Here is a 26,569-nt window from a genome sequence, read left to right on the forward strand (position 1 = left end):
ATGAAGCCGTGTTTGTGGCCGGGGTCGTCTTGCTGATCATCGGTCTCCTGTTCGTTCGTCTGAAACGCGGGCACCGGGCCGGCCATCGCGATACCCGGCGAGAGCCTTGATCATGGACACCTCGTCATTTGATCTTTGATGGACCCTACCTTATAATCCATCGTCTTGATTCTGAGGGGAAATCCGATGAGCCTCGCCGTGAAGCTGCGACGCGGAGACGGCCGCCGCAACGATGAAGTCCGGCCCGTGAAGATCACACGGGACTTCATCAAATACGCCGAAGGGTCGGTGCTGATCGAAATGGGCGGCACCAAAGTCATCTGCACGGCCTCGGTGGAGGAAAAGGTCCCGCCGTTCCTCAAGGACAAAGGGAAAGGATGGGTCACCGCCGAGTACTCGATGCTGCCCCGGGCGACCCACGAGCGGACGCCGCGTGAAGCCGTCAAAGGCAAACAGGGCGGGCGCACGCTGGAGATCCAGCGATTGGTAGGGCGGGCGCTCCGGGCGGTGACCGATATGGCGGAGATGGGAGAGCGAACGATCTGGATCGACTGCGACGTCATCCAGGCCGACGGCGGGACGCGCACCGCCTCGATCACGGGGTCGTTCGTCGCCTTGGCCGATGCTTTCGCGGCGTTGAAGAAGAAGCATCTGATCAAGAAACGGCCGCTGACGGATTACCTTGCCGCGATCAGTGTGGGCAAGGTCGGCGGCGATGTGATGGTCGATCTCGCGTATGCCGAGGACTCGTTGGCCGAAGTCGACATGAACCTGGTCATGACCGGGCGCGGGCGGTTCGTCGAGGTCCAGGGGACTGCGGAGCTCGCTTCCTTCGACAAGAAGGACCTGGACGAATTCATCGGCCTCGGCTGGAACGCGATCCAGAGCCTGGTGGCGCTGCAAAAGGATCTGATCGGAAACTTGGAATGATGGCGGGCATGCTGGCGGCGCTTCATCGAGCCCGCCATGCGCGATCTACGGAGTGACGGCGCCGTGAAGGACCTCGTCGTAGCCACTCGGAACGTGCACAAACGGGCCGAGATCGCGGCCTTGCTCAGCGATGTCGGCATCCGCATCAAGACCCTCGATGAGTTTCCCGATGCTCCGGACGTAGTCGAGGACGGCGAGACGTGTGAAGCGAACGCCGTCAAAAAGGCGCAAGCCATCGCTCGCTACACGGGGCTGCCGGCGGTGGCGGACGACACCGGGTTGGAAGTCGATGCGCTCGGCGGCCGCCCCGGGGTGTACGCGGCGCGATACGCCGGGGATGAGGCGACGTACGAGGACAATTGTCGTAAGCTGCTGCAGGAGCTGCGCGGTGTGCCGTCAGGCAAGCGGACGGCTCGATTCATCACGGTGGTAGCCATTGCAGACCCATCCGGCGCGGTCGAGACCGTCACCGGCGAGCTCGAAGGGGCCATTGCGGAATCCCCGGCCGGGGCGCGGGGCTTCGGATATGACCCCGTGTTCGTGGTGCCTGACCTGGGCAAGACGTTGGCCGAGTTGACTCCGGAAGAGAAAAACCGTATGAGTCACCGCGCGCGCGCGTTTGCGAAAGCGAAGGCGCGGCTCCGTAAGTTACAGTCACCGGTCGAAAACGTCGGGGCGTAGCGCAGCCCGGTAGCGCGCCTGCTTTGGGAGCAGGATGTCGGAGGTTCAAATCCTCTCGCCCCGACCATCCCTCGCTTGGCGTGAACCGAGCGCCTGTTGATTGGGGCGCTCGGAGAATACCTCACGTTCTCGCTTCGTATGGATGCCTTCTCCTCTCCGCGCCCGTAGCTCAGTCGGATAGAGCATCGGCCTGCTAAGTCTGACAGGCCACTGGAACCCTTCGGAATCACCAATGGTTCCGAGGGGTTTTTCTTGCCATTTTGGGTGGCGGGGATAGAAGATGGGCCGTTTTGGATGCTCTCGGGCACAATCGGGAGCACATTAATGCAGTGTTCAGTAGCGCGGTGATGAGGGACGAGTTTTCCAAACGTACTCAGGACAGGCTTGCAAAGCGTGCCGGAGGGGTCTGTTCGAATCCTGACTACGGGCGCCTACCTTCGCTGCAAGTCAAGGGAACGACGGTGTCGTTAATGTCGGTTGCAGTTGGAGAGCATCCATCTGACTATTCGGCATGTGTTAAGCAGCTAGTCGGTGTTCCCATTCCAGAGCTGCGGAAGGCATTGTTCTCGATGGTGACGAACGGGAACGCGGCCGAAGCCCAGTTAGCAGCTGAGTGCTTACAACAATCGACGATATCCGAGATGGCTATGGCCCTGTCCCCGAACCACGTCATCCCGATATTGATTCTGGACGTCCCTGGCCATTGACCGTCGGCGCGGCTGAGACCTCCCGCTAGAGCGCCGGCCACGCTCTACCTTTCTCGCAAACCGCTCTCAGAGACACCCGAATGGGGTTTGAGAGTCGCCTCAGGGAACAGGTACTCTTTGTAGGGATCTAGCTGATTTATCTTACGACCAACCTTGGGTAGCCTCGCTTACCTTCACGATTTCCCCGATAGTTCCAGAAAGAGAGCAAAGGAGTTTCCATGCCCAGTGTTGAATTCAATCAAGAAATTTGGAACAGGATCTGGCCATGGTCTCAGCAGGGGGAGGAATGGTCTGCCGGCTGGGGGAATGCTGAAGCCCAATGGTTCTTCTCGATCTATCCACGTATCCATTCCTTCCTTCCTGCAACGACTATCTTGGAAATCGCTCCAGGGCGCGGCCGTTGGACAGAGTTCCTCAAAAACCACTGCGAGCAGTTGATCGCGGTTGACCTTGCAGAAACCTGCATTGACTATTGTCGAAACCGCTTTGCCGCAGCTCGGCACTTAAGGTTCTACGTTAATGACGGTAAATCCCTAGACATGGTCCCGGACGAGACGATCGACTTTGCCTTCAGTTACGATTCACTGGTTCATGCCGACGCTGACGTGATTCATAGCTATCTACGACAACTCAGCCAAAAGTTAATGCCAAATGGTGTTGGCTTTCTCCATCACTCGAACCTCGGGCAGTACATTCGTCTGCTATTGTTAACAAATAAACTTCCGAAGGTTCTGCAGCGGATGCTGTACGGGCAGGGCGGCCTTATTGGTCCCTTATCATGGCGATCCTGGAATACCAGCGCTGACCTCGTTGAGCGATATTGTGAGGAGGTCGGACTTCAATGCATCAGTCAGGAGACCGTAACCTGGGGAACGAAAATCCTTCTCGATTGCTTTACAGTCTTCGTGAGAAAAGATTCTACATTGGCTCGCCCCAACGTTAAGTGGAAGAATCGAGCCTTTGATCACAAAGACTGTGCTAAGCCCTTAGCGACTCTTTACACTGGCTTGAAAGGGGACTGGAACACCCAACAACGTAGGCCCTCCCAAGCCATAACCACCTAGGCCCCCCGCGCCTACTTGACGTAGCCGCCTCGCCGCAACACGTCGACCGCGTGCCCGTTGGCCAAGAAAGTTTGGCACGGGTGCGGGATCGACGAGCTCAAGGTCAACGCATCCGTCCCAGGTTTCCGATGTGATGAAACAGCTCCCCGATTCGGCCCAGCGGTTCTCGTGCACCGGAAATAAGTGTTGGGCGGCAAGAATTGGCACTGAGCCGCGGTCAGGGTTTTTCGAGCATGAAGATTTCGAACGAGTCCGTCGATACCTACGTCCTGACCTTCAGGTTGTGGTGACGATCGCCACGCTGCAGCACGACTTCCGCCGAACCGGGTCAGGAATCTCACCCGCCGCGGTGTACCGGAGCGGGTGACGATGAAGGTGACTGGGCACAAGGGGTGTCGGTGTTTGACCGCTACAACATCGTGAACGATGCGGACCTCCAAGAGGCGACCCGAAAATTGGTCGCGGGCACAGTTGCGCGCACAGTCAGTCCTTCCGCGGTTGTCTCATCCCTCTCAAGTGTGCGAAACTCCAGGCGTGCGCCCGTAGCTCAGTCGGATAGAGCATCGGCCTTCTAAGCCGAGGGTCGCAGGTTCGATTCCTGCCGGGCGCGCCAGCTCTCAAGCTGGCAAGCCACGGTCAGGGAAGCGTCCCGGCCAATTCCAGATCGCCTCCGCACTGCCGCTCCTACCCCCAACTTCATCCGCCGAGAGCGACGCCGGTCGGTCGAAGAAGCGCTCTACGGACGTCGTTTCCGGCGACGTGAGAACCGTGTAGGAGACAACCCGCCTCCGCCCTTCCCCGGTCGAGACTAGTGATTTCCTGTGCCGTGCACTAGCCTACGACGAGCCCTACGGCGCCGTGATGGACCTCGTCAGCATCATCATTCCGTGCTTCAACCAGGCGCGCTTCGTGTCCGAGGCGATCGAGAGCGTCCTTGCGCAGAGCTATCCGCGGTATGAACTGGTCGTCGTGGACGACGGGTCGAGCGACGGCTCGGCGGACATCATCCGACGATATCCCGACCTGCGGTACGTGTATCAGCCGAATCAGGGGCTTTCGGCGGCACGAAACCGCGGCCTTGAAGTCGTTCGCGGCCGCTACGTGGTGTTCCTGGACGCCGACGATCGTCTCGATCCCCACCATCTGTCCATCAGCATGGAGACGATCCGGCGGGCGCCGGAAGCGGCAGCCGTCTTCGGCGATTACCGACTCTTGGGAAGCACGGCCGGCCACACGCATGACTGTGCTCCGAGACCGGATACGTACGGCACGCTCCTGCGTGGCAATATCATTCCCTGTCCCGCGGTTGCCGCCGTGAGGCGCGACATCGTGGCTGCGGTCGGCGGCTTCCGCCGCCAACTGCGGAGCGCCGAGGATTACGATTTGTTCCTGCGGATCGCCGCCCATTATCCCATGGTGTGCCATCACCGGGTCGTCGCGGAATACCGGCAGCACGAGGGGCAGATGTCGCGACGCTGGCACGTCATGCTGACCGCGTCCATGCAGGTTCTCCGGATGCAATCGCCGTACGTGAGGGCCAACCCACAGTACCGAGAGGCCCATCGCGCGGGCATCCGGCATGTCCAGCAGCGGTACGGAGAGCCTTTACTGTGGCAGACGACCGATGCCCTGCGGCTCCGCCGGTGGCACGAGGCGTTTGCGTGCCTGCGGGTGCTCGTACGCGATTATCCGACCGGGATGGTGGCTCACGTCGGGCGGAAGATTCGACGAGCGGTGCAGCGGCCGGGTTCGATCCCGGCGGCCGGTTGACGGTCAACTGCGAGATCGACGTAGGAGAGGTCGACGTAGGAATGGTACCTGCCCGCCGGCTCCTGCGCGCTGACTTGCGGGGGTAAGAAGGAGCCTTTAGAAGATGCAGCGGTAAGGCCGCTGTCCCTTTCGCGCCGGGCGAACAGGCCGCGGAAGGGCCGGTCGTCCGAGGAACGCCCGCTGATGGAGCTCCAATGTCAGCTACTGTGCTGAAGCCTCTGGCTGCCGCGAGACCGGGTCTGGTGACCACGGTCATTCCCTGCTTCAACCATGCCCGGTACTTGCCCGAAGCCATCGAGAGCGTTTTGAGCCAGACCTATGCCAACCGCCAGGTCATCGTCGTCGACGACGGCTCCAGCGACGAGACTGCGGACGTCGCGGCCCGCTACGCCGATGTGGAGTATGTCCGCCAGGAGAACCAGGGTTTGCCGGGTGCCCGCAATACGGGGCTTCGGCACAGCCGGGGAGAGTACGTCGTCTTCCTCGACGCCGATGACCGCCTCCTGCCCGGACACTTCGAAGCCAGCCTGTCGGCGTTTCGCCGGCACCCGGATGCGGCCTTCGTCTGCGGCAGCTTCCGCTACTTCGGGGCGGAGACGGGCCGCCGCTCATACCATTACTGCGAGCCTACGCCCGATCACTACGCCACGTTCCTGCGGTTCAACTTCATCGGTGCCATCCATTCGGTGATGTTCAAGCGTAAAGCGCTCCTCGCGGCGGGCGGGTTTTCGCCGGAGCTGCGGGCTTCCGAGGACTACGACCTCTACCTGCGCTTGGTCAGCCGATATCCGATGCACTGTCATCATCAGTTGGTCGCCGAGTACCGCCAGTACGCCCAGCAGATGAGCGGCCGTCCCGATCTGATGCTCGAGACGACGATGTCCGTGCTCCGGCGCCAACGTGCGCACATCAAAAACCGGCCGGCGTACCTGGAGGCATATCGGGACGGGGTCCGCCGGATGCGGGCCGACTATGGCGAGCGGGCGGCCTGGCAACTGGCGACGCTCGTCCGTGCGGGGCAGTGGCAGCGGGCGGCACAGTCCCTCCGGGTCTTGCTCCGCTGGTATCCGAGCAGTCTGCCGATGCTCCTCAAGCACAAGTTGGCCCGCCTCTATTCCGGCTCTCGGCCGGGGCATCCCGCGGCCCGTGCGGCGGCACCGAGCGGCGGCGTCGAAAGGAGAAGCCGATGAGCGGCCGGGTCGCCCACCGGGTGCAGCGGTGGCTGGGGTTTTCGTCTCCCGCCTCGGGTGGGCGCCCTCCACTGCATCAGGTCCGCTTTGGGGACCTGAGGCGGGTGACGCCGATCAGCCGGGTGTTTGGGTACGACCGCGGACTCCCCGTCGACCGCTACTACGTCGAGCGCTTCTTGGCCGAGCAGGCGCAAGCGATCCGCGGCCGGGTGCTCGAGGTGGGCGACGATAGCTATACGAGGCGGTTCGGCGGGGGCCGTGTGACCGCGAGGGACGTTCTGCACCTGCACGAGGGACAGGGAGCGACGATCGTCGCGGATTTGAGTCGCGCCGACCACATTGCCTCGGACCTCTTCGACTGCATCGTGCTGACCCAGACGCTGCATCTCATCTATGACGTCCCGGCCGCATTGAGGACGCTGCACCGGATCCTGAAGCCGGGCGGCACGTTGCTGGCCACGTTCCCGGGAATCAGCCAGATCGATCACTACGAATGGGCGGAACATTGGTACTGGAGTTTTACGACCCGGTCGAGCCGGCGCCTGTTTACCGAGGTGTTCCCGGCGAATGCGGTGGAGATCGAGGCGCAGGGGAACGTGCTGGCGGCCATTGCCTTCCTCCAGGGGCTTGCGACGGAAGAGTTGACCCCGGCCGAATTGGACTATCGGGACCCGGATTATGAGGTCCTCATCACGGCGAAGGCGGTGAAGCCGGCATGATCGGCGCCTGTGCCACGCTGTGGAAGCGGCTGCGGCAGGCGGGACGCGGCGCCGCCTGCCGTATCGTCCTCGTCTATCATCGCGTGGCCGACGTGCCGTCCGACCCTTGGGGGCTGGCGGTCTCTCCCGGGCATTTTTCCGAGCACCTGGAGGTGCTGCGTCGCCTCGCTGCGCCGTGCCGTCTGAACGACATGACGAGCCCGACCGGGCGCCCGCCGCGCCGCGTGGCCGTCACCTTCGACGACGGGTATGCCGACAACCTCCTCCACGGCCGTCCGATCCTGGAGCGGTACGACGTGCCGGCCACCGTGTTCGTCACGACGGGGTCCTATGGTCGGCAGCGGGAGTTCTGGTGGGACGATCTCGAACGGGTCTTGCTCACCCCGGGCACGTTGCCCGGCCGCCTTGCGCTCGTCATCGATGGCCGCCGGTACGAATGGCGACTCGATGGAGCGAGCCGGTACGAGGCGAGCGAGGCGGCCGGTCATCGCGGTTGGCGCGCGTGGGAGTCCACGCCGACGGCGCGGCATGCCGTGTACCGGGCGATCTGGGAGTTGCTCCAGCCGCTCGCCGAGGGAGAGCGGATCCGAGTCTTGCAGGGACTGTACGAGTGGGCCGGCGTGGAACCGCTCGTGCGCCCGTCTCATCGGGCGTTGACCTCGGACGAAATGCTGATGCTCGCCGAAGACGGATTGATCGAGATAGGGGCGCACACCGTCAGTCATCCCGTGCTGTCCCGCCTGTCGCGTTTCGAGCAGCAAGAGGAAGTCCGGGGCAGCCGACGATTCCTCGAGGAGGTTCTCGGCCGCCCGGTCACCGCGTTTGCGTACCCCTATGGGAAGCCCGCCGATTTCAACGAGGAGACCTTGGCGGTGCTTCGCGAATCGGGTGTACGCCATGCCTGCGTCAACGTGCCCGGGCGGATCACCGAGGCCTCGGATCCGCTCCGGCTTCCGCGGATGCACGTGCAAGACTGGGACGGCGAGGAGTTCGAGCGGCGGCTCTCCGCCTGGCTGAACGGCTGAAGACGTCTGAGGATGGAAGGCGCACGGACACTCAAGGCCCCCGTTGCTCCCACGAAGCCCTTCACGCTGATCGAGCCGCGGCGTGGTCTCTGGCACCTCGCGCTCGGCGATCTGTGGCACTATCGGGAGCTCCTGTACTTCCTGGTCTGGCGGGACGTCAAGGTCCGCTACAAGCAGACGGCGATCGGGATCGCCTGGGCGGTCCTGCAGCCGCTGGCCGCCATGCTCATCATGACGGTCGTGTTCGGCTACCTCGTCCGGGTGCCGTCCGACGACCTTCCCTACGCCTTGTTCGCCTATACGGCGCTCGTACCGTGGACCTATTTCGCGCACGCCCTCGGGCGGTGTGTGAACAGCGTCGTCGTGGACTCCTCCCTCGTGACGAAGGTCTACTTCCCGCGATTGATCATTCCGCTCACGTCGGTGCTGTCCCCGCTGCTCGATTTCTGTTGGGGGTTCCTCCTCTTGTTGGGGCTGGCCGCCTGGTTCGGCCGGCCGTTGGGAATCGCCGTGCTCGCCGCTCCGTTGTTTCTCCTGCTCGCCATGTTCACCGCGCTGGCCGTCGGCGCCTGGCTCTCGGCGTTGAACGTCCGGTATCGCGATGTGGGGCATGTCGTCCCGTTGCTCGTGCAGGTCTGGATGTTCGCCTCGCCCATCGTCTACCCGGTCAGCCTCGTGCCCGAACGATGGCGCTGGCTCTACAGCCTGAACCCGATGGTCGGCGTCATCGAAGGGTTTCGGTGGAGCGTGTTGGGCAAGGCCGCGCCGCCGCCCGAAATGGTGGCGGCGAGCGTCCTCTTCGTGGCGATCCTGTTGGTCGGCGGGATCGTCTTTTTCCGGAACATGGAACGGACCTTCGCGGATGAGATCTGATGAGTGACGTCGCGATCCGGGTCGAGAACCTCTCGAAGCAATACCGGGTGGGTATCCGGCGGCGTCGCTACGACTCGTTGCGGGAGCAGGTCGCCGATGCGGTGGCGACCCTCTTCACCAGGAAAGGACAGTCGCAGGAGGGGCGGACCATCTGGGCGCTCAAGGACGTCTCGCTGGAGATCCGTCATGGCGACGTGCTCGGGCTGATCGGCGCCAACGGCGCGGGCAAGAGCACGCTGCTCAAAATCCTTTCCCGCATCACCGATCCCACGAGCGGCCGGGCCGAAGTGTACGGCCGCGTGGGGTCGCTGCTCGAGGTCGGGACGGGCTTTCACCCCGAATTGACCGGCCGAGAGAACGTCTACCTCAGCGGTGCGATTCTGGGGATGAAGCGGCGTGAGATCGAGCGGAAGTTCGACGAGATCGTCGCCTTTGCCGAGATCGAGCGCTTCATCGATACGCCGGTGAAGCGCTACTCCAGCGGCATGTACGTGCGTCTGGCTTTTGCCGTCGCCGCCCACCTCGAACCCGAGATCCTCATCGTCGACGAGGTGCTCGCCGTGGGCGATGCGGCGTTCCAGAAGAAGTGCCTCGGGAAGATGGAGGACGTGGCGCATACGGGCCGGACCGTCCTGTTCGTGAGCCACAACATGAGCTCCCTGATCCAATTGTGCCCGCGCTCGATCCTGCTCGAGAAGGGGCGGGTGTCGGCGATCGGAGAGACGAAGGCGCTCGCCGAGCGCTACTTCGCGCTCCTCTTCACCCCGGACAAGACCGATCAACTCCTCACCGAACGACACAAACCCGACCGCGCTCGGCTGCGCTTCACCGGCGTCCGGCTCAGAAGTCCCGCGGGCATACCGATCACGGCGCCGATCGCCGGCGAGCCCGTGGAGATCGTGCTGGGATACGAGAGCTTCGAGCGCTTGGCCCATGTCCGGTTCATGCTCACGATTTACAACCATCGCATGATTCCGGTCACCCATTGTCATGTGGCTTCCTCCGGCCGCTCGTTCACGATTCCACCGGGCAAGGGGGAGGTGATCTGCCGAATCCCGCGGCTGCCGCTCCCCATCGGCTCGTACAAGATCGGGATCGCGGCCGAGGACGACGGGGGCGAGCTGGACCACGTCCCTTCCGCGTACTTTTTCAACGTGGAGGCCAGCAATTTTTTCCAGACGGCGTTCGTCCCGCCCATCGAATACTCGACCGCCCTCGTCGAACACGGTTGGGAGCTGAACGAACAGCCGTGACCGCCTTTGAGCGAGCCGTATGGTCAACGTCTTGATCGTCGTAGAGCCGGATCACGAGCGCCGTGAAGTTCGTCGAACGGGTCGAGCCGTCGCTCGCGTTCCTGCCCGGTTTGAAGACGGGCCGACCAGATCATGATCGTCCATGACGGGGCGGAAGTGTCCCGTGTGCCCGCGGCGAAAGGTCATGGAGTTCCATGAAGGTCTTGATCGAGCACCGGTCCGGAGCCAATCTGGGCGACATCGCGATGATCGAGGGGACCGTGGCCCGCTTGAGGCTCGTCTGTCCGGACGCCGAGATTTATGTGCCCGAGCGCGTCGGGTTCACGACGGATCTGTGGCGATCTCCCCGAGTGCACCGAGTCCGCGATTATGCCGTGTCGTATCCTTCGCGGGCGCAGTTGGCCGGACGGCGTTTCTGGTGGCGCTACGCGTCGACGCTCGAGCACTGCGCTCAGTGGGTCTTGACCCGTACGGTGGGGGCGGGCGTCGGCGCCGGCTTGCTGCCAGTGACCGCCCCGGCGCGCGCATCGTGCGGCGGCGGCACTCTTGCGGACTTCTGCCGGCCATTCGATGCTCTCCTGTTGCCCGGGCAGTGCGGGCTGACCGATTACTTTCCTGATTGTTTGATACAGCAGTGCTGTACGATCTTGGCGTTCGCCGAGCAGGGCAAACCGGTGCTGTTGACCGGGCAGCAACTCGGGCCCTTGCGGAACGCGAACTATCGGCGCTTGGTCGGCCGAGCCTTGCGCGCCGCGGTCTTTCTCGGCTTGCGAGAGCCGACGGAAACCATCTCGATCAGCCGAGAGGCGGGGTGCGCCGGCGACCGGGTGGAGCTGATGGGAGACGACTCGTTCGCGCTGCCGGCCGCGCACCCCGCCGAGGTCGACGCCTGCCTGGACTCGATCGGCATGAAGGACCGGCGCTTCATCGCGGTGAACATCCGGCTGGGGTATTATGCCCGTGAGCACAGCCGCCACGTCGAGAAGATCGCCGCGGTCCTGAACGACGTCGCAGACCGATCCCGCCTCCCGCTGGTCTTCGTTCCCACCTCCTTCGAAGCGCTCGATTCGGACGTGGAGACCGCTCGCCACTTGGCAGGGGTCGTTCCGAGTCTCAGGGTCCTCGACGGGAAGGGCTGCTCCGCCGGAGTGATCAAGGGGGCATTTGGGCGAGCGGTCGGAGCCGTCTGCATCTCCTATCACGCCTGTACGTTCGCTCTGAGCCAAGGCGTCCCGGCGGTGTGCCTGTACGACGGCGCTTACTATGGCCAGAAGGCGCGCGGCTTGTGCGCCTTCTGGGGGGATGAGCGGCTCGGCGTCGACCTCCAAGAGATGGAGGCCGGCGAGGCCGCCGGCGCGATCATGGGCGTGATCGAGGACGACGCCTTCCGGTGTACTCTCGGCCGCCGCGCCGCCTCCGCGATCGAGACGTGGAATCGGATTTTCGAGTCCCGCATGCGAGCAGCCCTTCAACCTTCTGAAGCCCGCCCCGCTCGAGTCGGCCGTCCGGCCGGCTGACCGTTCCAGGCCTCATCCATCTTTCCTCATCCATCTTTCGATGGATGCGCAAAACGGCCGGCTGCGACGAATTCCGCTGTCGCGGTCAGCGCGCCTGGCTCCCGTCCGAACGGACGGGTGCTACCCCCGCGAAGGACGCGGACAGTTCAAGTCACAGCCGCCGTCAACCGACATGATGACGTGGCATGAGGAATGCGTCGGAGCAGGGCAGGGTCGTCGGCAGAGAGCGGAGGTGAACCGTGCAGTCCCACCAGCCTGAGCCCGGACCGGACGAGCGCCCCGACGAGGAGACGTTCAGCATCCGTGAGTTGGTGGATGCGAGCCCGTCCACCATCTCGTTGATCGACACCCAGAAGTGGCAGGTGCGCTTTCAGAACTCATCCAGTCAGCAGATGTTCGGCGACATCGTCGGCAAGACGTGTTACGAAAGCATCTCGCAGTGCCCCGTGCGCTGCGCCTTCTGCCGAGCGCCGGAGGCGTTGGAAACGGGCAAGACCACGAGCAGCGAAGTGGAACACCCGGACGGACGCTGGTTCTTGGTCCAGTGGGCCCCGATCCGCAACGGGCAAAAGATTCTCGCCGTCGAGTCGATCACCGACATCACGGACAGCAAGCGGCGTGAGGAAGAGACGCGGCGCTTGAAGGACCTCTTCGAACACCAGGCGACCATCGACCCGTTGACCGAGCTCCTGAACCGGCGGGGATGGACGGAGCTGGCGGAGCGCGTCTGGTGGCGGGCGGTGCAGAACGATGAGGTCCTCGAGGTGCTGCTCTTGGATCTGGATCACTTCAAATCGGTCAACGACCGGTACGGGCACCAGGTCGGCGACGCGGTCCTGCGGCACGTCACCGCCGTCTTGCGCCAGCAGATTCGGCCCGGCGACCTGCTCGGACGCTGGGGCGGCGAGGAGTTCATTCTGCTCCTCCATCCGCCCGTCAAAGACGTCGGGACCGTCGCCGAGCGGATCCGCCAGGCGGTCGAGGACGCCTCGCTGGCGGTGCACGGTCTCGCGCACCCCATCCATGTGACGATGAGCATCGGCGGCACCACCTTCCATCCACAGGGACAGGACGGGGGTGGGCTCGATGCGGCCATGGCGAGAGCCGACAGAAATCTCTACCGTGCCAAGCAGTCAGGTCGCAACCGCATCGTCGTTTAGGCAGGATGTTGAAAAAGCCCCCCAGCTTTGTTCTCGCATCGCTCAGGACCTCAACGTACCGCAAAGGGTACGCCTCGGCCCCTCGCTCGCTGCGGCCGCGCTGGATGGACTTTTTGAACATCCTGCGGGTCATTCTGCTTTCATCCTTGTTTCCCGAAGTTCCTGATTTCAGCGTCCTCAAAATGGCTTTTCAATAATTTGCTAGGCTCCCCTCGGGTCACTTCCCGAACAGCTCGTCGCCCGTTCCGATCGGTTGCCGCTCCACCTGGTCGAAGCCGCATTGGGTCGGCGCCTTGTCCGGCCGCCACCTCAGGAACTTGGTGCCGTGCCGGAAGCGGCCCTGCGAGAAGTAATCGTATTGCACCTCGCAGACCAGCCGGGGCTCCAGAGGTTCCCATTCATGGTGCTCTCTTGCGGACCAACGGCTCGGGCCGCCCGGGGCCCGTCCCGTAAACCCCGGTCCACCGATCAGCGGCTCCACGACCGCGGCCAACTCCACTCGCTGCCCTCCCGAGAAGGACGAAGTAAAGCCGACGAAGTGCAGCAGGCCGGCCCGATCGTACAGGCCGAGCAGGAGCGATCCAACCGGCCGCGTTCCCGCCTGCCGCGAGCGCCGCGCCGCCTTCCCTGCGGCATAGCGAAAACCGGCCACCACGCAGTCCGCCGATTTCACGTGCTTGACCTTGATCATCGCGTCGCGCTGGCCGGCGCGATAGGGTTCGCCGCGTTTCTTGGCCATGACGCCGTCCAGCCCGAACGGCCCGAAGTCCTCGAACCACTGCTGAGCGACGCGCCTGTCCTCCGACTTCGGAGACAGTTGCAGGGAAGGGGACGGAGGAAGCGATCTCATGAAGGCCTCCAGGCGGCGCCGGCGTTCGACCAGCGGCCGGTCCAGGAGGGGCCCGAGCGGGTCATGGAGGAGGTCGAAGGCCACGTACGTCGCCGGGCTCTGCACGGCCAGCTTCGCGACCCGAGAGGCCGCGGGATGGATGCGGAGCAGGAGGTCGTCGAACGAGAGGCGGCCTTCGCGAAGGATCACGATCTCGCCGTCGAGCACGAACGAATCAGGCGTGAGCGATTGGAAGAGCGATACGAGCTCGGGGAAGTACCGCGCCAGCGGTTGCCCGGCTTTCGACTGGAGCGCAACGGCCGCACCGGACCGGTAGACGAGACACCGGAATCCGTCCCACTTGGGCTCGAACTGCCAACCCTCGCCGTCCGGCAGGCGGTCCCGGCGGAGCGCCTCCATCGGCGGCAGCGGAATGGGGACCGGAAGCGCAAGATGCGGAAAGCCGTCTGCCTGTGCCGTGCCCGGCAATGAAGCGATCGGAGGAGCGGGGCGATTCATGCGGGTGCCGTGGAGACGAGGCTGTTCAGATCGAACCGTTTCTTCCCGAGGACGGGCTTCCACAGGTCGCCGTCGGCCTTGAGCAGCGCCGGCACGTTGTCGAGCCGATAATCGGTCAGGCGGATCCCCCGTTCGACGTCCTCCCAGCGAACCGGCATCGAGACCGTCGCCAGCGGTTTCGGCCGGACGGAATAGACCGATGCGAGGGTCCGCCCCCAGGCGTTTTGGTTGTAATCGACGAGGACGCGTCCATACGGCCGGTTGGCCACCCGATATTCCGCGGTGACGTGTTTTGGATAGCGGCCTTCCATCGCCCGTGCGATCTCCTTGGCGACCGTCCACACCTCCTTTTGCACCGGCCCGCGAACGATCGGCACGTAGACGTGCATGCCCTTCGACCCCGTGGTCTTGGGATGACTTGGCATCCCGAGGCTGCCGAGGAGGTCCCGCAAGCGGAGCGCCACGTCGCAGACGTTGGTGAAATCGGAGCCCGGGCCGGGGTCCAGGTCGAAATTCAGAAAATCCGGTCGATCGTAGTCGTCACACCGCCCGTACCAGGGGTTGAGGTCGATGCAGCCCAGGTTCACGATCCAGAGGAGGCTGGGCAGGTCCTGGACGAGCGCGAAGTCGATGACGTTGCCGCGCCGGTGGGGTATGGAGCAGATCCGGATCCAGGGCGGCCGCGGGTTTGGGGCGCGCTTCATGAAGAAATGGTCTCCCTCCGCGCCGTTGGGGTAGCGCTTCATCACCATGGGCCGGTCGACGAGATGGGGGAGCAGGAACGGGGAGACGTCGGCGTAGTATTGGAGGAGTGCGGCCTTCGTGATGCGGTGCGCCGGCCAGAACACCTTGCGCAGGTTCGTGAGGTGCACCTCTTGACCGGCGACCTCGAGCGTCGCCTCGTCGATGGTATCCGGAATCAGCATGCGGCGCTTGCCGTCACGCGCAGCCACGGGGCCTCCTCGAGCCGTATCCTACACGCCTCGCCGGTGTGAGGCAGTCGGCTGACGGATTGCATTTCGGTTCCCCAGCACCTACAATGCGCCCCCGGATCATGCCGCGCCGGGACGTGACAGCCGCTGCTCGACCGCGTGCAGCACGACGCGCACGCACGCCCTCGAAGCCGACGGTCCTCGATCGCGGTCTGAAGCGCCGCTTCCAGCTCCGGCTCCTCAAATGGTATCGCGAGCATGGTCGGGACTTGCCGTGGCGCAAGACCTCGGACCCCTACAAGATCCTCGTCTCGGAAGTCATGCTCCAGCAAACACAGGTCGACCGGGTGATCCCGAAGTACCATGAGTTTCTCGAGCGGTATCCCTCCTTCGAGCGCCTTGCAGCGGCGTCGACCGAGGAGGTGAAAAAGACGTGGTACCCGCTCGGGTACAATATCCGCCCGTTGCGTCTCCACAGCATTGCCTGCGAGACCGTCGCCCGTTATGGAGGGACGCTCCCGAAGGAGCCGGAGCAACTGTTGTCGTTCAAGGGCATCGGCCGGTACACCGCGGGCGCCATCCGCTCGTTTGCCTTCAATGAAGATGCGCCGATCCTCGACACGAACGTCATTCGCGTGCTCCACCGCGTCTTCATCGGAACGGGCGATCCCAAGGCTCGGAAGGCGGAGCTCTGGAAGCTCTCCGAAGCGCTCATCCCGAGAGGGAAGGGATATGACTTCAACCAGGCGCTGATGGATTTCGGTGCGATGGTCTGCAACGCCCGCGATCCCTACTGCCTCCTGTGTCCGATGAAGGACTTCTGTAAGACGTATCCCTTCGAACACAAGCGATGACCGGGCGCTCCATGGCGGCGGAGCCGCCGCGGCCTGCCGACCGCCGAGACGGTAGGGGATCGATGGCTCAGACGGTGACGGGGGACAAACCGAGAATCGAGGTCGCCGCCGGGATCATCAAGCGGGACGGCCGGTACTTGATCACGAAAAGACAGGCCGGGGTGCACCTCGCCGGCCTCTGGGAGTTTCCCGGTGGAAAACGCGAGACCCACGAGTCGATCGAGGAATGTTTGGCGCGAGAGCTGCGTGAGGAATTGGGCGTGGAAATCGTACAGCCGGTCCACTTCGAAACGGTCCGCCACGATTATCCGGAGAAAATCGTCGACCTGCATTTCTTCACCTGCGGCATCGCCTCGGGTGAGCCGCGCGCCCTTTCATGCGAGGCCGTGAAGTGGATTCTCCCGTCGGAATTTCGCCACGAAGACTTCCCTCCCGCTGATCGGCCGATCATCGATCGCCTGCAGACGACGGGGTGACGTGCGTTTCCCGATCGACGCCAGGCTCAAGGATGGAACCGCCGTCCGGCTCGTCCAAGCCGGCCGGGACGATGTCGAGCCGTTGCGCACGCTCTACCGCGTCATCGTGGAGGAAGGCCAGTCGTATCCTCACGACCGCATGCCGGATGACGAAGACTTTCAGGATTACTGGTTCCGAGGCAAGAGCACCGTGGCCGCCTATGAAGCCGATCGGGTGCATCAGCCCCCGCTGCTCGGGGCGTTCTACTTGAAACCGAACTGGCCGGGACGTGCACGGCAGGTGGCGAACGCGGGGTTCATCGTCGCGCCCGAATGGCGAAACAAGGGGCTGGGCTGGCTTTTGGGGGCAACGATGCTCCAGTATGCGAAGGATCTGGGCTACCGGAGCGTGATCTTCAATCTGGTCTTCTCGAACAATCGCCCGGCCCGGCATCTCTGGCGGAAGCTGGACTTTCGCGAGGTCGGCGTCATACCCCAAGCCGTCCGCAACGACGACGGGAGCTACCAGGATGCCTTCATCCTGTGGCGGTCGCTTTGAGAAGAAGGGGTAAGGGATAAGTGGTAAAGGGATAAGGGTAGTAGGAGGCAGAGTGAAAGTCGCGCTCGATATCGAAACGGTTCAAGCGCCCAAGGAGGAATGGGCGCGCATCGCCGGCTGTCTCCCGCTGGTCGACCCCTCTTGCCTCGAGAACGCGGAGGACCTCTTTACCGCGTCGGAAGCCGAACAGCGGCGAAAGACGGAGGACGAGCTGTACGAGAAGTCGTCGTTCGACGGCACGTTCAGCCGGATCGTCTGCATCGGGCTCATCGTCTTCACGGACGCCATGGAGCCCCATGTTGCGGTCTCCTGGTACGGGCCGAACGAAAAGGAGCTGCTGCGGCAGTTCTGGGCGCGCATCGGCCAGATCCGCCCTTCTCTCTTCATCACTCACAACGGTCTCGGATTCGATCTGCCCTTTCTGAAGAAACGGTCGATCGTCCATCAGGTCAAACCGTCGGTCGACATCCCGCTGGCCAAGTTCCGCGCCGAGCCGGTGTATGACACGATGGCGATCTGGAGCAATTGGGAGGCGCGCGGATGGGTCAAGCTCGATGTCCTGGCGCGGGCGCTGGGCGTGGAGACGAAATCAGGCAGCGGGAAACAGGTCGCGGAGATGTGGGCGAACGGGCTGGGCAAAGATATCGCGGAATACTGCCTCCAGGATACGTATGTGGCCTATGCCTGTTACTGCCGCATGAACTTTCGCGAACCGCTCCCCAGCGGCACCGTGCTCCTCAATCGCGAGCTGATCGAGACGACCTAGCCGCCGTCAACCCTGATTTGGATTCCGATCGCCGCTACTCGATGACGAGCCGACCGGATTGGTTCTTCTCACCGCCCGGGACCGGAGCTTCCATCCTCGCCGTGTAGGTGTAGTGACCGGGAGACAAGAAGCACAGGCTCGCATAGTCGTTCGCTTTGATGCGGGCGCTGTTCGCCGTTGCATTGTTGCTCGAGAACAGGTTGAACATCCCGCTCTCCAGGAAGCCTTTCTCACAGGCCAGGCGGCCGTTCAAGTCCTCGACGAAGACGATCCGCACCGGTGCGCTCCGGGCGTTGACGAACCGGACTTCGTCGCCCTGACGCGCGTGGAGCTCCTCGGGGTTGAGCGTTTCGCCGATCCTGACGTCGTAGATCTTTCCGGTCCGGGTCGAGTGTTGCAGCTCCGGACCCGAGCTGCATGCCGCCACCAGCAGTGCCGTGTAGGCGATCGCGCTGAGCGCTCCTTGCCTTCGCATGATGCACCTCCATTACCCAAGTCTACTATAGGGCTACTTGCTATGACGGCTTGGGGCCATCGCCGAACTGCGCTACAGCGCGTAGGGAAAAGACGGGAGGACAGGGAAGATGCCGAGGAAGCCGTCGGACGGCCGGGATCCTACGAAGCGATATCTAGTCTACGGGAGGATGTCGGGCGACTGGGGAGTCGGACGAACTCGTTTTCGTAGGGCGTCGACCTGGGCATCGCGCTCCTCGAGTTGGCGGCGGAGCGTACGGAGCTCTTTCTTGAGGGCTTCCAGCTCGAGGTCCTTCTTGATGACGAGATCCTTGAGCGCTTGGGTGTCCTCGCCGTGGGAAGGGGTTCTCTTGGACGGTCTGGCAGTCTCGGGAGGACCTCCATTCGGTGTCGGCGGCTTGTCCTCGGCCGGCGCTCCTCGCTCCTTTGTACCGGGTGTCTGACCCACAGGGGGCGGCGACGACGCGGCCGGCGGCAGAGACGTCGCCTCACGAGCGGAGACCTGATGGGGTTGCACGGGCTCACTCTTGAGCGCCTGGTAATCGATCACGAGCATCGTCCGCGGGGATCCGTCGCGCAAGGCCGTTTGCTTGAAGAGATCGGGACGCAGCGCGGACTCCGGTTGGAACCGCAGCTCACGGTCCTCCAACCCCGTTTGCTCCGGGTAGTAGCGATTCGGGCCACTGATGACGTCCGGTTTGACCGCGCGGTGACGATACTTCTCCAACCCCACGTGCAGCGACAGCCCATGGACGTACAGCCATCCGGCCGTCGTCTCCGCCTGCGGCAAGCCGGTGACGGGCTGGGAGGAACCGACGCCGGCCCCCCTCGTGACCTGCGGTGCAATGGGGCTCACGAGGTGCGCCAGGCGAAAGCGAACCCGTTGGTCGGGCGTGGCTCGGGCCAGCGCCGAGCTGAGGAGAGGAGCCAGGAATGCGATGTCGTCGTCGCTGAAGACGCGGACGGGTTTCGTGTTCCCCGTGAGGAAGCGCTGGATCGGCGTCGTAGGCTCGACCACCTGAACTCCCGCGAGCGCGCGGGCGATCACCTGCTCGCTCAGCGTGACGGGGTGCGTGGCTTGAAACTCCGCTTTCGCGACGCGCTCCAAGCCGACGGCGCCCTGCGGGGATTCATGGAGCACCGTCTCCATGCGCGACCCGGTCGCGCAGGCAGCGACCAGTATGGCGCTGAACAGTATCGGAAGGGAGGAGCGCGGCAACCGGGACCTCACGATCGCCGCGCAGTCTAACACAACCCGGATACGGCCGGGAGGGAAAACACGGTGATTGACAGCCCGAAATCCGTCTGTTATGTCTAGGCCCAACGGGCGGGACAATGGTGTTCCTGCCTGAGCGGCTAGGACAACGGCGTCCTTTTGGTTGAACCCGTTCGCCAGGAGGACGTTTTTTTATGCCTAGCCATACCCCGTCGTCGAGCATCGGCGTTGGTCTGATCCCGCTTCTCGCTCTGATCACGACCGCCTGCAGCGTCCCCGTGATTCCGCCCACGGCCGCACAGTCGAGGAGCGCCGATGAGCAAGCACTCTTGGAAACGGCGATTCATGAGCGGGATGAAGCGCTCGCCCAGGTGAGCGCAGCCATCCTCCGCTATTGCCGGCTCCAAGGCGATTCCATTCGAGACCGCGAGGAATGCAGGATTCGGCGCTGGATGGATGTTCAGCGCCAGGCGAGCGTCGACACGGCCGAGCCGGGCGGCAGCCGAGCTGAACCGACCTCACGACTGCGCTGCGAAGCACAAGGCCGGCAGACCCTCTGCTCGAGGGTGCCGCCGGACCTCCTGCAAATCGAGCTGAGCCGACTCTACCGGCGTCAGTAGACCTGGTTGTGGGGCATGCTCCGCCGGTACTCGCGCGCCCGTTCGTCGGCCGTGTCAGCGGCCGCCCGCATCTCTCGGGCCAGGTCCAGCTTTCGATTGAGTTGCTCCTGGTCCTGGCGTTGAGCGTGGATTTGCGCTTCGAGCTCCAACTTGCGGGCCGCCTCACGGAGCTCGGCCGCCTGTTGGCGGAACTGGAACACGAGGTCGCTCGTGTTGCTGAGCGGCGAGCTCGGAATCCCTTGGACCCGCTCCGTCGACCCCGTCGAGCACGCCGACAGAGTCAGGCCGGCGAAGACTGTTGCGACTGCCGCGAAGGCTTTGACCGACCGAGGGCTGTTCATGGTCCGCCTCCTTGCAAAAAGAGCGATGCTGCTCCCATCATACCACCGCGAAACGCTGTGGAGGCAGCAGAGGACTCGGCCCGCCGAGGCTCTTGACATGAACCCGGCCAAGGGCTTATAAGGCTCGAATCCGGCGCCAAGAAGTGGACAAAGGGGTCCACTTCTCCCGCCGAAAGCTGTGAGAAGGACAACGACGTCCTTCTGGTCTGTGGAGACCGGAAGGGCGTTTTTTTTGGCACGCCGCCCCTCCGGTCTTGGTGTTCACCCTTTGGCACGAAGGAGACTGGAGGATGAATCGAGACAGGAGGAGGGAACAACGCCTGGCGTTGTTCCTGACGCACATCGTTGTCACGGCGGCATGCGTCTTCACGGTGTCGCCGGCATCGTCAGAAGAGCCGGCGGGTGAGGCGGCCGGGGCCGGCCGCCTCACCCGTGAGCAGGAAGCGCCAATCCGTCACCTGTGTGCGGGGTGTCTGGCGCCCATCTTCACGGACGGCAGCCGCGGAAGCGTCACCCCATACGGCCGCGTCGAGCTCGACGCGATCTACAGCAACCGGAATACCAACCCTCTCGACCCTGCCCAATTCAACGGCTATGCGACAGCGGCCGGCAGCAATAACAACGGCACGAGCACATTGAATCCCCGCTACAGCGTCTTCGGGATCCGTGCGGACCGGACCGACGGGAAGCACAGCCTGAAGGGCGTGGTGGAGGCGGACTTTTACGGAGAGCGCGACGTGGCCAGCAGCATCCTGCCGCGGCTCCGTTTGGCGAACGTCTCCTATTCGGTGAACAGGTTCACGATCGTCGCCGGGCAAGATTGGACGCCCGTCATGGCGCTCCACCCCGATCTGATCGATTTTTCTATCCTGGGCTACGGCGGCAACCTGTGGCAGCGCATCCCGCAAATCACGGTGCGGTACAGGTTCACCGAGAACTTCGACGCTCTGCTCACCGTCATGCGGTTCGAGCGCGGCCTGTATGCGATCTCCGGCCAGCGTCAAGTACGTCCCAGCTCGGGACCGAGGACTGCACAAGGCAACGCCCCGGCTCCCAATAACTCCGACGACGCCTTCAGCGACCCCGTCCTCCATCCCTATTACGGAACGAGGCTCGCGTACACCGGGACGGGTCGCCTGGACGGGGTCTTGGTCGCGGTGAGCGCCGCGTACCGCTATTACCGCTCGGCGCCGATCCCCGGAGGCGCCACGGGATTCGGATCATCCGGATTCACGCCCGGCCGGGACATCAACTCCTACCTGGTCGGCGCCGAATTGGTCGTGCCGATCACGCAAACCCTCAAGTTCTCCGGCGAGCTCGCGTACGGGCAAGCGCTCGGGCAGGAATTCTTTCGGTTCGGGCAGGACCTGAACCTGACGACGGGCAAGCCGGTGAGAACGTGGCTGGGCTGGGGGCAATTGTCTTGGGCGGCGGCGCGTGAGTACACCGTGCTGGCCGGGGCAGGATGGGACAATCCCTACGACAGCGACCTGCGCGGCAGCACGGTCAACGTGGATACCCAGTATCTGAACAACTATCGCACCTACCTCACCGTGGTCCATCCGATTTGGGCCGACTTCCACGTCGGGTTCGAATGGCAACACCTGTGGACGACCTGGGTGGTAGGGAACGGGAGTCAGAGTTTCCAGGGCGACATGTACAACATGTCGCTCTGGTACAACTTCTGACACAGCACTTCATTCTCAGCATTCGGCTCTCAGCTTCTGACTGAAGACTGACAGCCGACGGCCTTGACTCGAAAAGAGGAGCGATGACCATGGGTGACATGGATGGCAATGAAATGCCGAAAGACACCAGCGAGACCAATCAATCACGGCGGGAGTTCTTGGCGAGCAGCGGGAAGATCACTTACGGCGTCGGCGTCGCCGCGTTGCTCGGGAATCTGGGCAACTGGGCGTTGTCGTATGCGGCGGACAAGGAACCGATCAAGATCGGCGTGCTCCATTCCCTGAGCGGCACGATGGCGATCAGCGAGGTGTCCCTGCGCGACGTGGTGCTGATGGCGGTGGAAGAGATCAACGGCAAGGGCGGGGTGATGGGCCGCAAGATCCAGCCGGTCGTGGTCGATCCGGCGAGCAACTGGGACCTGTTCGCGGAGAAGGCCAAGCAACTGCTGCTCCAGGACAAGGTGGCCGCGGTCTTCGGCTGCTGGACGTCCGTCAGTCGCAAGTCGGTCCTGCCGGTCTTCGAAAAGAACAACGGCCTGCTCTTCTACCCGGTGCAGTACGAAGGCGAGGAATGCTCGCACAACGTCTTCTACACGGGTGCGGCCGTCAATCAGCAGGCGGTCCCGGCCGTGGAGTACCTGATGAGCAAGGAAGGCGGGGGCTACAAGAAGTTCTATCTGCTCGGCACCGATTACGTGTATCCCCGCACCACGAACAAGATCCTGCGCGCGATGTTGCTGGCCAAAAAGGTGCCGGAGGCCAACATCATGGAGGAATACACCCCGTTCCACCACCAGGACTACCAGACGATCGTCGGCAAGATCAAAAAGTTTGCGGCCGGCGGCGGGGCGTGTGTGATCAGCACGATCAACGGCGACAGCAACGTCCCCTTCTACAAGGAGTTCGCCAACCAGGGGTTGCGGGCCGAGGACGCGCCGATCATGGCGTTCAGCGTCGCCGAGGACGAGTTGCGCGGCATGGACGCCGGGCCGCTCGTCGGCCATCTGGCGGCCTGGAACTACTACCAGAGCATCGAGACGCCGGAGAACAAGAAGTTCGTCGCCGACTTCAAGGCGTACTGCAAGAAGAACAACCTGCCGGACGGCGACAAACGTGTGACCGATGATCCCATCGAGGCGGCCTACTACGGCGTCTACGTGTGGAAGCAGGCGGTCGAGAAGGCGGGAAAAACCGACGTCGACGCCGTCCGGAAGGCCGTCTACGGCATGGAGTTCAATGCGCCCGGCGGCAAGAAGAAGATGGACGAAGCGAACCATCACACCTACAAGCCGGTGCTGATCGGCGAGATCCAAAAGGACGGTCAGTTCAAGATCGTCTGGCGGTCCAAGGGGCTCGTGAAACCCGAGCCGTGGAGCGAGTACACGAACCCGGACAAGGGGTGCGATTGGGTGAAGCATCAGGGGACGTATCAGAAGAAGGCATGAGGGGCGCGTGGGAGGGCCGCCGTACCGGCGACGTCCGTAGGCGGCCCGATCCACGCCGCAGCTTTTTCAGGGAGCAGGGGAACCATTGAACAAGTTGTTCAGGATGATGTTCACCGCGCTCGCGCTCTGGGCCGCCGTGGCAGGGCCCGTGTCGGCTCTGGAGCCTGAGAGCCTGCATCAGCCGGCCGACGTCGAGCAGGCGCTGAAGGATGTGACGAGCGCGGACGCGTCGGCGCAGGAGGCGGCGGTCGCGGTGCTGATCGCGAGCGGCGATGTCGGTCTGCTCCCGAAGCTGGAGGAGGTGCGGGAAACCGCGGACCGAAGCGTCCGGATGCTCATCAAACCCGTCATCGATCTGCTCAAGAACAAGGCGAAGCTGTCGAGCGACGAGGCCGATCAGCGGCGGTCCGCGGCGACCGACCTCGGGACACTCGGCAAACCGGTCGCGATCCCGTGGTTGGAGGACCGGCTCGAGGTCGAGTCGGACCGATGGGTCCGCTATACGATCGAAGAATCGATCGCACTGATCAACCTGGGGTCGGCTGACCCCGCCGTGCAAGCCGCTGCGGCCGCCAAGCTCGGGGAGCTGAAGAGCGCGAACGCCGTCCCGACGTTGAAAGAACTGGCCGGCAGCCAGGCGCCCGAGCTGGCGACGGCCGCCAGGCAGGCGATCGAGCGGATCGAAACCTGGAGCAGTTGGGCGAGCGCCTTCGAAACGCTCTTCCGCGGGATCAGCCTCAGCTCCATCCTGTTGATCATGTCGCTCGGCTTGGCCATCGTGTTCGGCTTGATGGGCGTGATCAACATGGCGCACGGCGAGCTCATGATGGTGGGCGCCTATACGACCTTCGTCACCCAGGAGATCTTCAAGGCCTGGCTGTCGCCCGAAGTCTTTGATTACTATTTCCTCGCGTCCATGCCGCTGTCGTTCCTCGTCGCCGGCGCCTTCGGCTTGCTGCTCGAAGCGACCGTGATCCGATTCCTGTATGGGCGCCCGCTGGAGACGATGCTCGCCACGTGGGGCGTGAGCCTCATTTTCATTCAGGCCGCCCGCGTGTACTTCGGGGACTTGACCTCGGTCGCGGCGCCGAGTTGGCTCACCGGCGGCATGCAGCTCATGGTCGGCGTCTACCTGCCGTACAACCGACTGTTCATCATTGCCTTGTCGATCCTCTGTGTGGCCGGCATTTATCTCCTGTTGTTCCGCTCCGGGCTCGGGCTGCGCGTCCGGGCGGTCACGCAAAATCGAAACATGAGCGCCTGTCTGGGCATCCCGACGCGGAAGGTCGATGCCTACACGTTTGCATTCGGATCCGGGCTCGCCGGCCTGGCCGGCTGTGCCTTGACCTTGATCGGCAACGTGGAGCCCGGTCTGGGGCAGAATTACATCGTCGATTCCTTTATGGTGGTCGTGACGGGCGGGGTGGGGAAGCTGGCCGGCACGATCGTCGCGGCGCTCGGCATCGGCGGGCTCAACAAGCTGCTGGAGCCGAGCTTCGGTGCGGTCTACGGAAAAGTGCTCATCCTCGTGCTCGTGATCCTCTTCCTGCAGCGCCGGCCCTCGGGGTTGTTTGCCATGAAGGGGCGCTATGCCGACGCATAACGGGATGCTGAAACAGGTTTCCACCTGCGTGCTCGGCTCGAAAACATCCTCGACGCACTTCAGCGGGTACGCCTCCGGTTTGTTCTCACCTGCGGCCTTGTCGGAAAACCTGTTTGAGCCTCCCTCTCGAGAGCACGATGATGAGTGAGGCGGCCACGCGAAGAGAGTCGAGCGACGTCGGGGGGCTGGTGTCCTTTGGCGCCGTCGGGGTCCTGCTGCTCGTCGTGCTGCCCCTCCTGAACCTCTTGCCGCCCGAAGATTCGTGGCTGTACGTCTCGGACTTCAGCCTCAATCGATTCGGAAAATTCCTTGCGTTCGCAATCCTCGCGCTCGGGCTCGATTTGATCTGGGGGTACACGGGGATCCTGAGCCTGGGGCAAGGCGTCTTCTTCGGGCTCGGCGCCTACTGCATGGGCATGCATTTGATGTTGACGATCGGGAGCGAGAGCGTGTACGGGAGCGATCTGCCGGACTTCATGGTGTGGAACCAGGTCAAGGATTTGCCGTGGTTCTGGAAGCCGTTCTACAGCTTCCCGTTCGCGCTGCTCGCGGCGATCCTCGTGCCCACGATCTTTGCCGGCATTTTCGGCTTTCTCGCCTTCCGCAGCCGGATCCGCGGGGTGTACTTTGCGATCATCACGCAGGCGCTTGCGCTGTCCGCTTGGCTCGTCTTCAACCGCAACGAGACGAATCTCGGCGGCACGAACGGGCTGACCGACTTCAAGCAAGTGCTCGGCCTGCGCCTGACCGATCCTTCCACGCAACGGATCCTCTATATCGTCACGGTCCTGTGCCTGGGCGGCGCCTATCTTCTGTGCCGCTGGATCATCAGATCGCGTGCGGGACGCGTCCTCATCGCGATCCGGGACAGCGAGCAGCGCGTCCTCTTCACCGGGTATTCCCCGCCCAATTACAAGCTCTTCGTGTTCGTCGTCTCGGCGGCGCTGGCCGGGCTTGCGGGTATGCTGTACGTCCCGCAGGTCGGGATCATCACCCCGGCGCAGATCGGCGTCCTGCCGTCCCTGGAAATGGTGATCTGGGTGGCGGTCGGGGGGAGAGGGACGTTGATCGGCGCGGTGATCGGGGCCGTCGGCGTGAATTTCGGGCGCAGCATCCTGACCAATCACTTCCCGGAGCTGTGGCCGTTCTTCCTCGGCGGGCTGTTCATTGCGGTCGTGCTGCTGTTCCCCGACGGCTTCGTCGGCCTTGGTCAGAAGGCGCGCAAGAGCTGGTCCGCCTTTGCCCGGTCCCTGGTGGGCGGGCACGCCAAGGTCGAGGCGGAGGCGAAGGCCGAATCGGTTAAGTAAGTGAGTAATCGAGGTAATAAGTAATTCTGGCGCGGGGTTGCTCAGTGACTCAATCACTCAGAGTTCTTCAGC

Annotated in this window: 26 protein-coding genes and 2 tRNA genes; 23 read left to right on the top strand and 5 right to left on the bottom strand. The window is 63.5% G+C overall.

The features are described from left to right. Positions 1-204 precede the first annotated feature (204 nt). From rph to ACWHYV_RS09480, 14 genes are all read left to right on the top strand, one after another. The gene (gene rph, locus ACWHYV_RS09415) at positions 205-930 is read left to right on the top strand and encodes a ribonuclease PH (protein WP_447980709.1); all 726 of its coding nucleotides are present in this window, start codon (positions 205-207) and stop codon (positions 928-930) included. Between the two features lie 36 nt (positions 931-966). After that, positions 967-1,611 carry an XTP/dITP diphosphatase gene (locus ACWHYV_RS09420; protein WP_447980382.1) on the top strand — a complete coding sequence of 215 codons (645 nt, stop codon included), beginning with the start codon at positions 967-969 and terminating at the stop codon, positions 1,609-1,611. After that, positions 1,602-1,678: transfer RNA gene (locus ACWHYV_RS09425), tRNA-Pro, on the top strand. Before ACWHYV_RS09420 ends, ACWHYV_RS09425 begins: the two co-directional genes overlap by 10 nt. Positions 1,679-2,224: 546 nt before the next feature. Beyond that, a complete protein-coding gene (locus ACWHYV_RS09430; protein ID WP_447980383.1) occupies positions 2,225-2,347 on the top strand; it encodes a hypothetical protein in 123 nt (40 codons plus the stop codon). Positions 2,348-2,536: 189 nt separating this feature from the next. Beyond that, positions 2,537-3,382, top strand: coding sequence for a class I SAM-dependent methyltransferase (locus ACWHYV_RS09435; protein WP_447980384.1), 846 nt, complete (start codon positions 2,537-2,539; stop codon positions 3,380-3,382). 536 nt (positions 3,383-3,918) lie between these two features. Beyond that, positions 3,919-3,995 (top strand) — tRNA-Arg (locus tag ACWHYV_RS09440). A 248-nt stretch (positions 3,996-4,243) separates the two neighbouring features. Continuing rightward, positions 4,244-5,152: a glycosyltransferase gene (locus ACWHYV_RS09445; protein ID WP_447980385.1), complete on the top strand. Its 909-nt coding sequence runs from the start codon at positions 4,244-4,246 to the stop codon at positions 5,150-5,152. A gap of 194 nt (positions 5,153-5,346) precedes the next feature. After that, positions 5,347-6,342, top strand: coding sequence for a glycosyltransferase family A protein (locus tag ACWHYV_RS09450; protein WP_447980386.1), 996 nt, complete (start codon positions 5,347-5,349; stop codon positions 6,340-6,342). After that, positions 6,339-7,061, top strand: coding sequence for a class I SAM-dependent methyltransferase (locus ACWHYV_RS09455; RefSeq protein ID WP_447980387.1), 723 nt, complete (start codon positions 6,339-6,341; stop codon positions 7,059-7,061). The genes ACWHYV_RS09450 and ACWHYV_RS09455 overlap by 4 nt, the downstream gene beginning before the upstream one ends. Further along, positions 7,058-8,086 carry a polysaccharide deacetylase family protein gene (locus ACWHYV_RS09460; RefSeq protein ID WP_447980388.1) on the top strand — a complete coding sequence of 343 codons (1,029 nt, stop codon included), beginning with the start codon at positions 7,058-7,060 and terminating at the stop codon, positions 8,084-8,086. The genes ACWHYV_RS09455 and ACWHYV_RS09460 overlap by 4 nt, the downstream gene beginning before the upstream one ends. Before the next feature lie 12 nt (positions 8,087-8,098). Then, positions 8,099-8,959, top strand: a complete 861-nt coding sequence (locus tag ACWHYV_RS09465) for an ABC transporter permease (protein ID WP_447980389.1) — start codon at positions 8,099-8,101, stop codon at positions 8,957-8,959. Continuing rightward, the gene (locus ACWHYV_RS09470) at positions 8,959-10,212 is read left to right on the top strand and encodes an ABC transporter ATP-binding protein (RefSeq protein WP_447980390.1); all 1,254 of its coding nucleotides are present in this window, start codon (positions 8,959-8,961) and stop codon (positions 10,210-10,212) included. The genes ACWHYV_RS09465 and ACWHYV_RS09470 overlap by 1 nt, the downstream gene beginning before the upstream one ends. 194 nt (positions 10,213-10,406) lie before the next feature. Beyond that, entirely contained in the window at positions 10,407-11,729 is a 1,323-nt protein-coding gene (locus tag ACWHYV_RS09475) for a polysaccharide pyruvyl transferase family protein (protein ID WP_447980391.1), read from the top strand. Positions 11,730-11,968: 239 nt separating this feature from the next. Continuing rightward, positions 11,969-12,889 (top strand): diguanylate cyclase, encoded by a 921-nt coding sequence (locus ACWHYV_RS09480; protein ID WP_447980392.1) that lies wholly within the window; start codon positions 11,969-11,971, stop codon positions 12,887-12,889. Between the two features lie 217 nt (positions 12,890-13,106). Here the strand turns inward: ACWHYV_RS09480 and ACWHYV_RS09485 are convergent, their stop codons facing one another. Next, the gene (locus ACWHYV_RS09485; RefSeq protein WP_447980393.1) at positions 13,107-14,237 is read right to left on the bottom strand and encodes an ATP-dependent DNA ligase; all 1,131 of its coding nucleotides are present in this window, start codon (positions 14,235-14,237) and stop codon (positions 13,107-13,109) included. Beyond that, entirely contained in the window at positions 14,234-15,190 is a 957-nt protein-coding gene (gene ligD, locus ACWHYV_RS09490; protein ID WP_447980394.1) for a non-homologous end-joining DNA ligase, read from the bottom strand. The genes ACWHYV_RS09485 and ligD overlap by 4 nt, the downstream gene beginning before the upstream one ends. 101 nt (positions 15,191-15,291) lie before the next feature. Between ligD and ACWHYV_RS09495 the strand changes: the two genes are divergently transcribed. The 4 genes from ACWHYV_RS09495 (at position 15,292) to ACWHYV_RS09510 (ending at position 17,803) form a co-directional block, all read left to right on the top strand. After that, on the top strand, positions 15,292-16,023 hold the full coding sequence (locus ACWHYV_RS09495) for an A/G-specific adenine glycosylase (protein ID WP_447980395.1): 732 nt from the start codon (positions 15,292-15,294) through the stop codon (positions 16,021-16,023). Between the two features lie 62 nt (positions 16,024-16,085). Next, complete coding sequence (gene mutT / locus ACWHYV_RS09500; RefSeq protein ID WP_447980396.1) at positions 16,086-16,499, top strand: 8-oxo-dGTP diphosphatase MutT; 414 nt, start codon at positions 16,086-16,088, stop codon at positions 16,497-16,499. Position 16,500: 1 nt separating this feature from the next. Continuing rightward, on the top strand, positions 16,501-17,037 hold the full coding sequence (locus ACWHYV_RS09505; protein ID WP_447980397.1) for an N-acetyltransferase family protein: 537 nt from the start codon (positions 16,501-16,503) through the stop codon (positions 17,035-17,037). Positions 17,038-17,089: 52 nt separating this feature from the next. After that, on the top strand, positions 17,090-17,803 hold the full coding sequence (locus ACWHYV_RS09510; protein ID WP_447980398.1) for a 3'-5' exonuclease: 714 nt from the start codon (positions 17,090-17,092) through the stop codon (positions 17,801-17,803). 34 nt (positions 17,804-17,837) lie between these two features. Here the strand turns inward: ACWHYV_RS09510 and ACWHYV_RS09515 are convergent, their stop codons facing one another. Then, the gene (locus ACWHYV_RS09515) at positions 17,838-18,278 is read right to left on the bottom strand and encodes a hypothetical protein (RefSeq protein WP_447980399.1); all 441 of its coding nucleotides are present in this window, start codon (positions 18,276-18,278) and stop codon (positions 17,838-17,840) included. Between the two features lie 159 nt (positions 18,279-18,437). Next, positions 18,438-19,427: a hypothetical protein gene (locus tag ACWHYV_RS09520; protein ID WP_447980400.1), complete on the bottom strand. Its 990-nt coding sequence runs from the start codon at positions 19,425-19,427 to the stop codon at positions 18,438-18,440. 260 nt (positions 19,428-19,687) lie between these two features. Between ACWHYV_RS09520 and ACWHYV_RS09525 the strand changes: the two genes are divergently transcribed. Beyond that, entirely contained in the window at positions 19,688-20,113 is a 426-nt protein-coding gene (locus tag ACWHYV_RS09525; protein WP_447980401.1) for a hypothetical protein, read from the top strand. On the opposite strand, the gene ACWHYV_RS09530 is transcribed toward ACWHYV_RS09525, so the two are convergent. Beyond that, positions 20,107-20,454, bottom strand: coding sequence for a hypothetical protein (locus ACWHYV_RS09530; RefSeq protein WP_447980402.1), 348 nt, complete (start codon positions 20,452-20,454; stop codon positions 20,107-20,109). The two genes, ACWHYV_RS09525 and ACWHYV_RS09530, sit on opposite strands and share 7 nt — an antisense overlap. A gap of 290 nt (positions 20,455-20,744) precedes the next feature. Here ACWHYV_RS09530 and ACWHYV_RS09535 point away from each other — a divergent pair, with 290 nt between their 5' ends. From ACWHYV_RS09535 to urtC, 4 genes are all read left to right on the top strand, one after another. After that, positions 20,745-22,142, top strand: a complete 1,398-nt coding sequence (locus ACWHYV_RS09535; RefSeq protein WP_447980403.1) for a hypothetical protein — start codon at positions 20,745-20,747, stop codon at positions 22,140-22,142. An 89-nt stretch (positions 22,143-22,231) separates the two neighbouring features. Further along, complete coding sequence (urtA, locus tag ACWHYV_RS09540; RefSeq protein ID WP_447980404.1) at positions 22,232-23,587, top strand: urea ABC transporter substrate-binding protein; 1,356 nt, start codon at positions 22,232-22,234, stop codon at positions 23,585-23,587. An 85-nt stretch (positions 23,588-23,672) separates the two neighbouring features. Further along, positions 23,673-25,190, top strand: coding sequence for an urea ABC transporter permease subunit UrtB (gene urtB, locus ACWHYV_RS09545; protein ID WP_447980405.1), 1,518 nt, complete (start codon positions 23,673-23,675; stop codon positions 25,188-25,190). A gap of 140 nt (positions 25,191-25,330) precedes the next feature. Then, positions 25,331-26,497, top strand: a complete 1,167-nt coding sequence (gene urtC, locus ACWHYV_RS09550) for an urea ABC transporter permease subunit UrtC (RefSeq protein ID WP_447980710.1) — start codon at positions 25,331-25,333, stop codon at positions 26,495-26,497. Positions 26,498-26,569: the final 72 nt, after the last annotated feature.

The sequence above is a fragment of the Candidatus Nitrospira bockiana genome, assembly GCF_965152565.1.

Excerpts from the sequence above, each read along its gene's own strand:
- ACWHYV_RS09495 (WP_447980395.1), top strand. The coding sequence starts at position 15,292 with ATGCCGCGCCGGGACGTGACAGCCGCTGCTCGACCGCGTGCAGCACGA.
- ACWHYV_RS09465 (WP_447980389.1), top strand. The coding sequence starts at position 8,099 with ATGGAAGGCGCACGGACACTCAAGGCCCCCGTTGCTCCCACGAAGCCC.
- ACWHYV_RS09470 (WP_447980390.1), top strand. The coding sequence starts at position 8,959 with ATGAGTGACGTCGCGATCCGGGTCGAGAACCTCTCGAAGCAATACCGG.
- ACWHYV_RS09525 (WP_447980401.1), top strand. The coding sequence starts at position 19,688 with ATGCCTAGCCATACCCCGTCGTCGAGCATCGGCGTTGGTCTGATCCCG.
- ACWHYV_RS09455 (WP_447980387.1), top strand. The coding sequence starts at position 6,339 with ATGAGCGGCCGGGTCGCCCACCGGGTGCAGCGGTGGCTGGGGTTTTCG.
- ACWHYV_RS09435 (WP_447980384.1), top strand. The coding sequence starts at position 2,537 with ATGCCCAGTGTTGAATTCAATCAAGAAATTTGGAACAGGATCTGGCCA.
- ACWHYV_RS09475 (WP_447980391.1), top strand. The coding sequence starts at position 10,407 with ATGAAGGTCTTGATCGAGCACCGGTCCGGAGCCAATCTGGGCGACATC.
- ACWHYV_RS09420 (WP_447980382.1), top strand. The coding sequence starts at position 967 with ATGCGCGATCTACGGAGTGACGGCGCCGTGAAGGACCTCGTCGTAGCC.
- ACWHYV_RS09445 (WP_447980385.1), top strand. The coding sequence starts at position 4,244 with ATGGACCTCGTCAGCATCATCATTCCGTGCTTCAACCAGGCGCGCTTC.
- urtC (WP_447980710.1), top strand. The coding sequence starts at position 25,331 with ATGAGTGAGGCGGCCACGCGAAGAGAGTCGAGCGACGTCGGGGGGCTG.
- ACWHYV_RS09530 (WP_447980402.1), bottom strand. The coding sequence starts at position 20,454 with ATGAACAGCCCTCGGTCGGTCAAAGCCTTCGCGGCAGTCGCAACAGTC.
- urtA (WP_447980404.1), top strand. The coding sequence starts at position 22,232 with ATGGGTGACATGGATGGCAATGAAATGCCGAAAGACACCAGCGAGACC.
- ACWHYV_RS09520 (WP_447980400.1), bottom strand. The coding sequence starts at position 19,427 with ATGGAGACGGTGCTCCATGAATCCCCGCAGGGCGCCGTCGGCTTGGAG.
- mutT (WP_447980396.1), top strand. The coding sequence starts at position 16,086 with ATGGCTCAGACGGTGACGGGGGACAAACCGAGAATCGAGGTCGCCGCC.
- ACWHYV_RS09450 (WP_447980386.1), top strand. The coding sequence starts at position 5,347 with ATGTCAGCTACTGTGCTGAAGCCTCTGGCTGCCGCGAGACCGGGTCTG.
- ACWHYV_RS09460 (WP_447980388.1), top strand. The coding sequence starts at position 7,058 with ATGATCGGCGCCTGTGCCACGCTGTGGAAGCGGCTGCGGCAGGCGGGA.
- ACWHYV_RS09485 (WP_447980393.1), bottom strand. The coding sequence starts at position 14,237 with ATGAATCGCCCCGCTCCTCCGATCGCTTCATTGCCGGGCACGGCACAG.
- ACWHYV_RS09535 (WP_447980403.1), top strand. The coding sequence starts at position 20,745 with ATGAATCGAGACAGGAGGAGGGAACAACGCCTGGCGTTGTTCCTGACG.
- ACWHYV_RS09515 (WP_447980399.1), bottom strand. The coding sequence starts at position 18,278 with ATGCGAAGGCAAGGAGCGCTCAGCGCGATCGCCTACACGGCACTGCTG.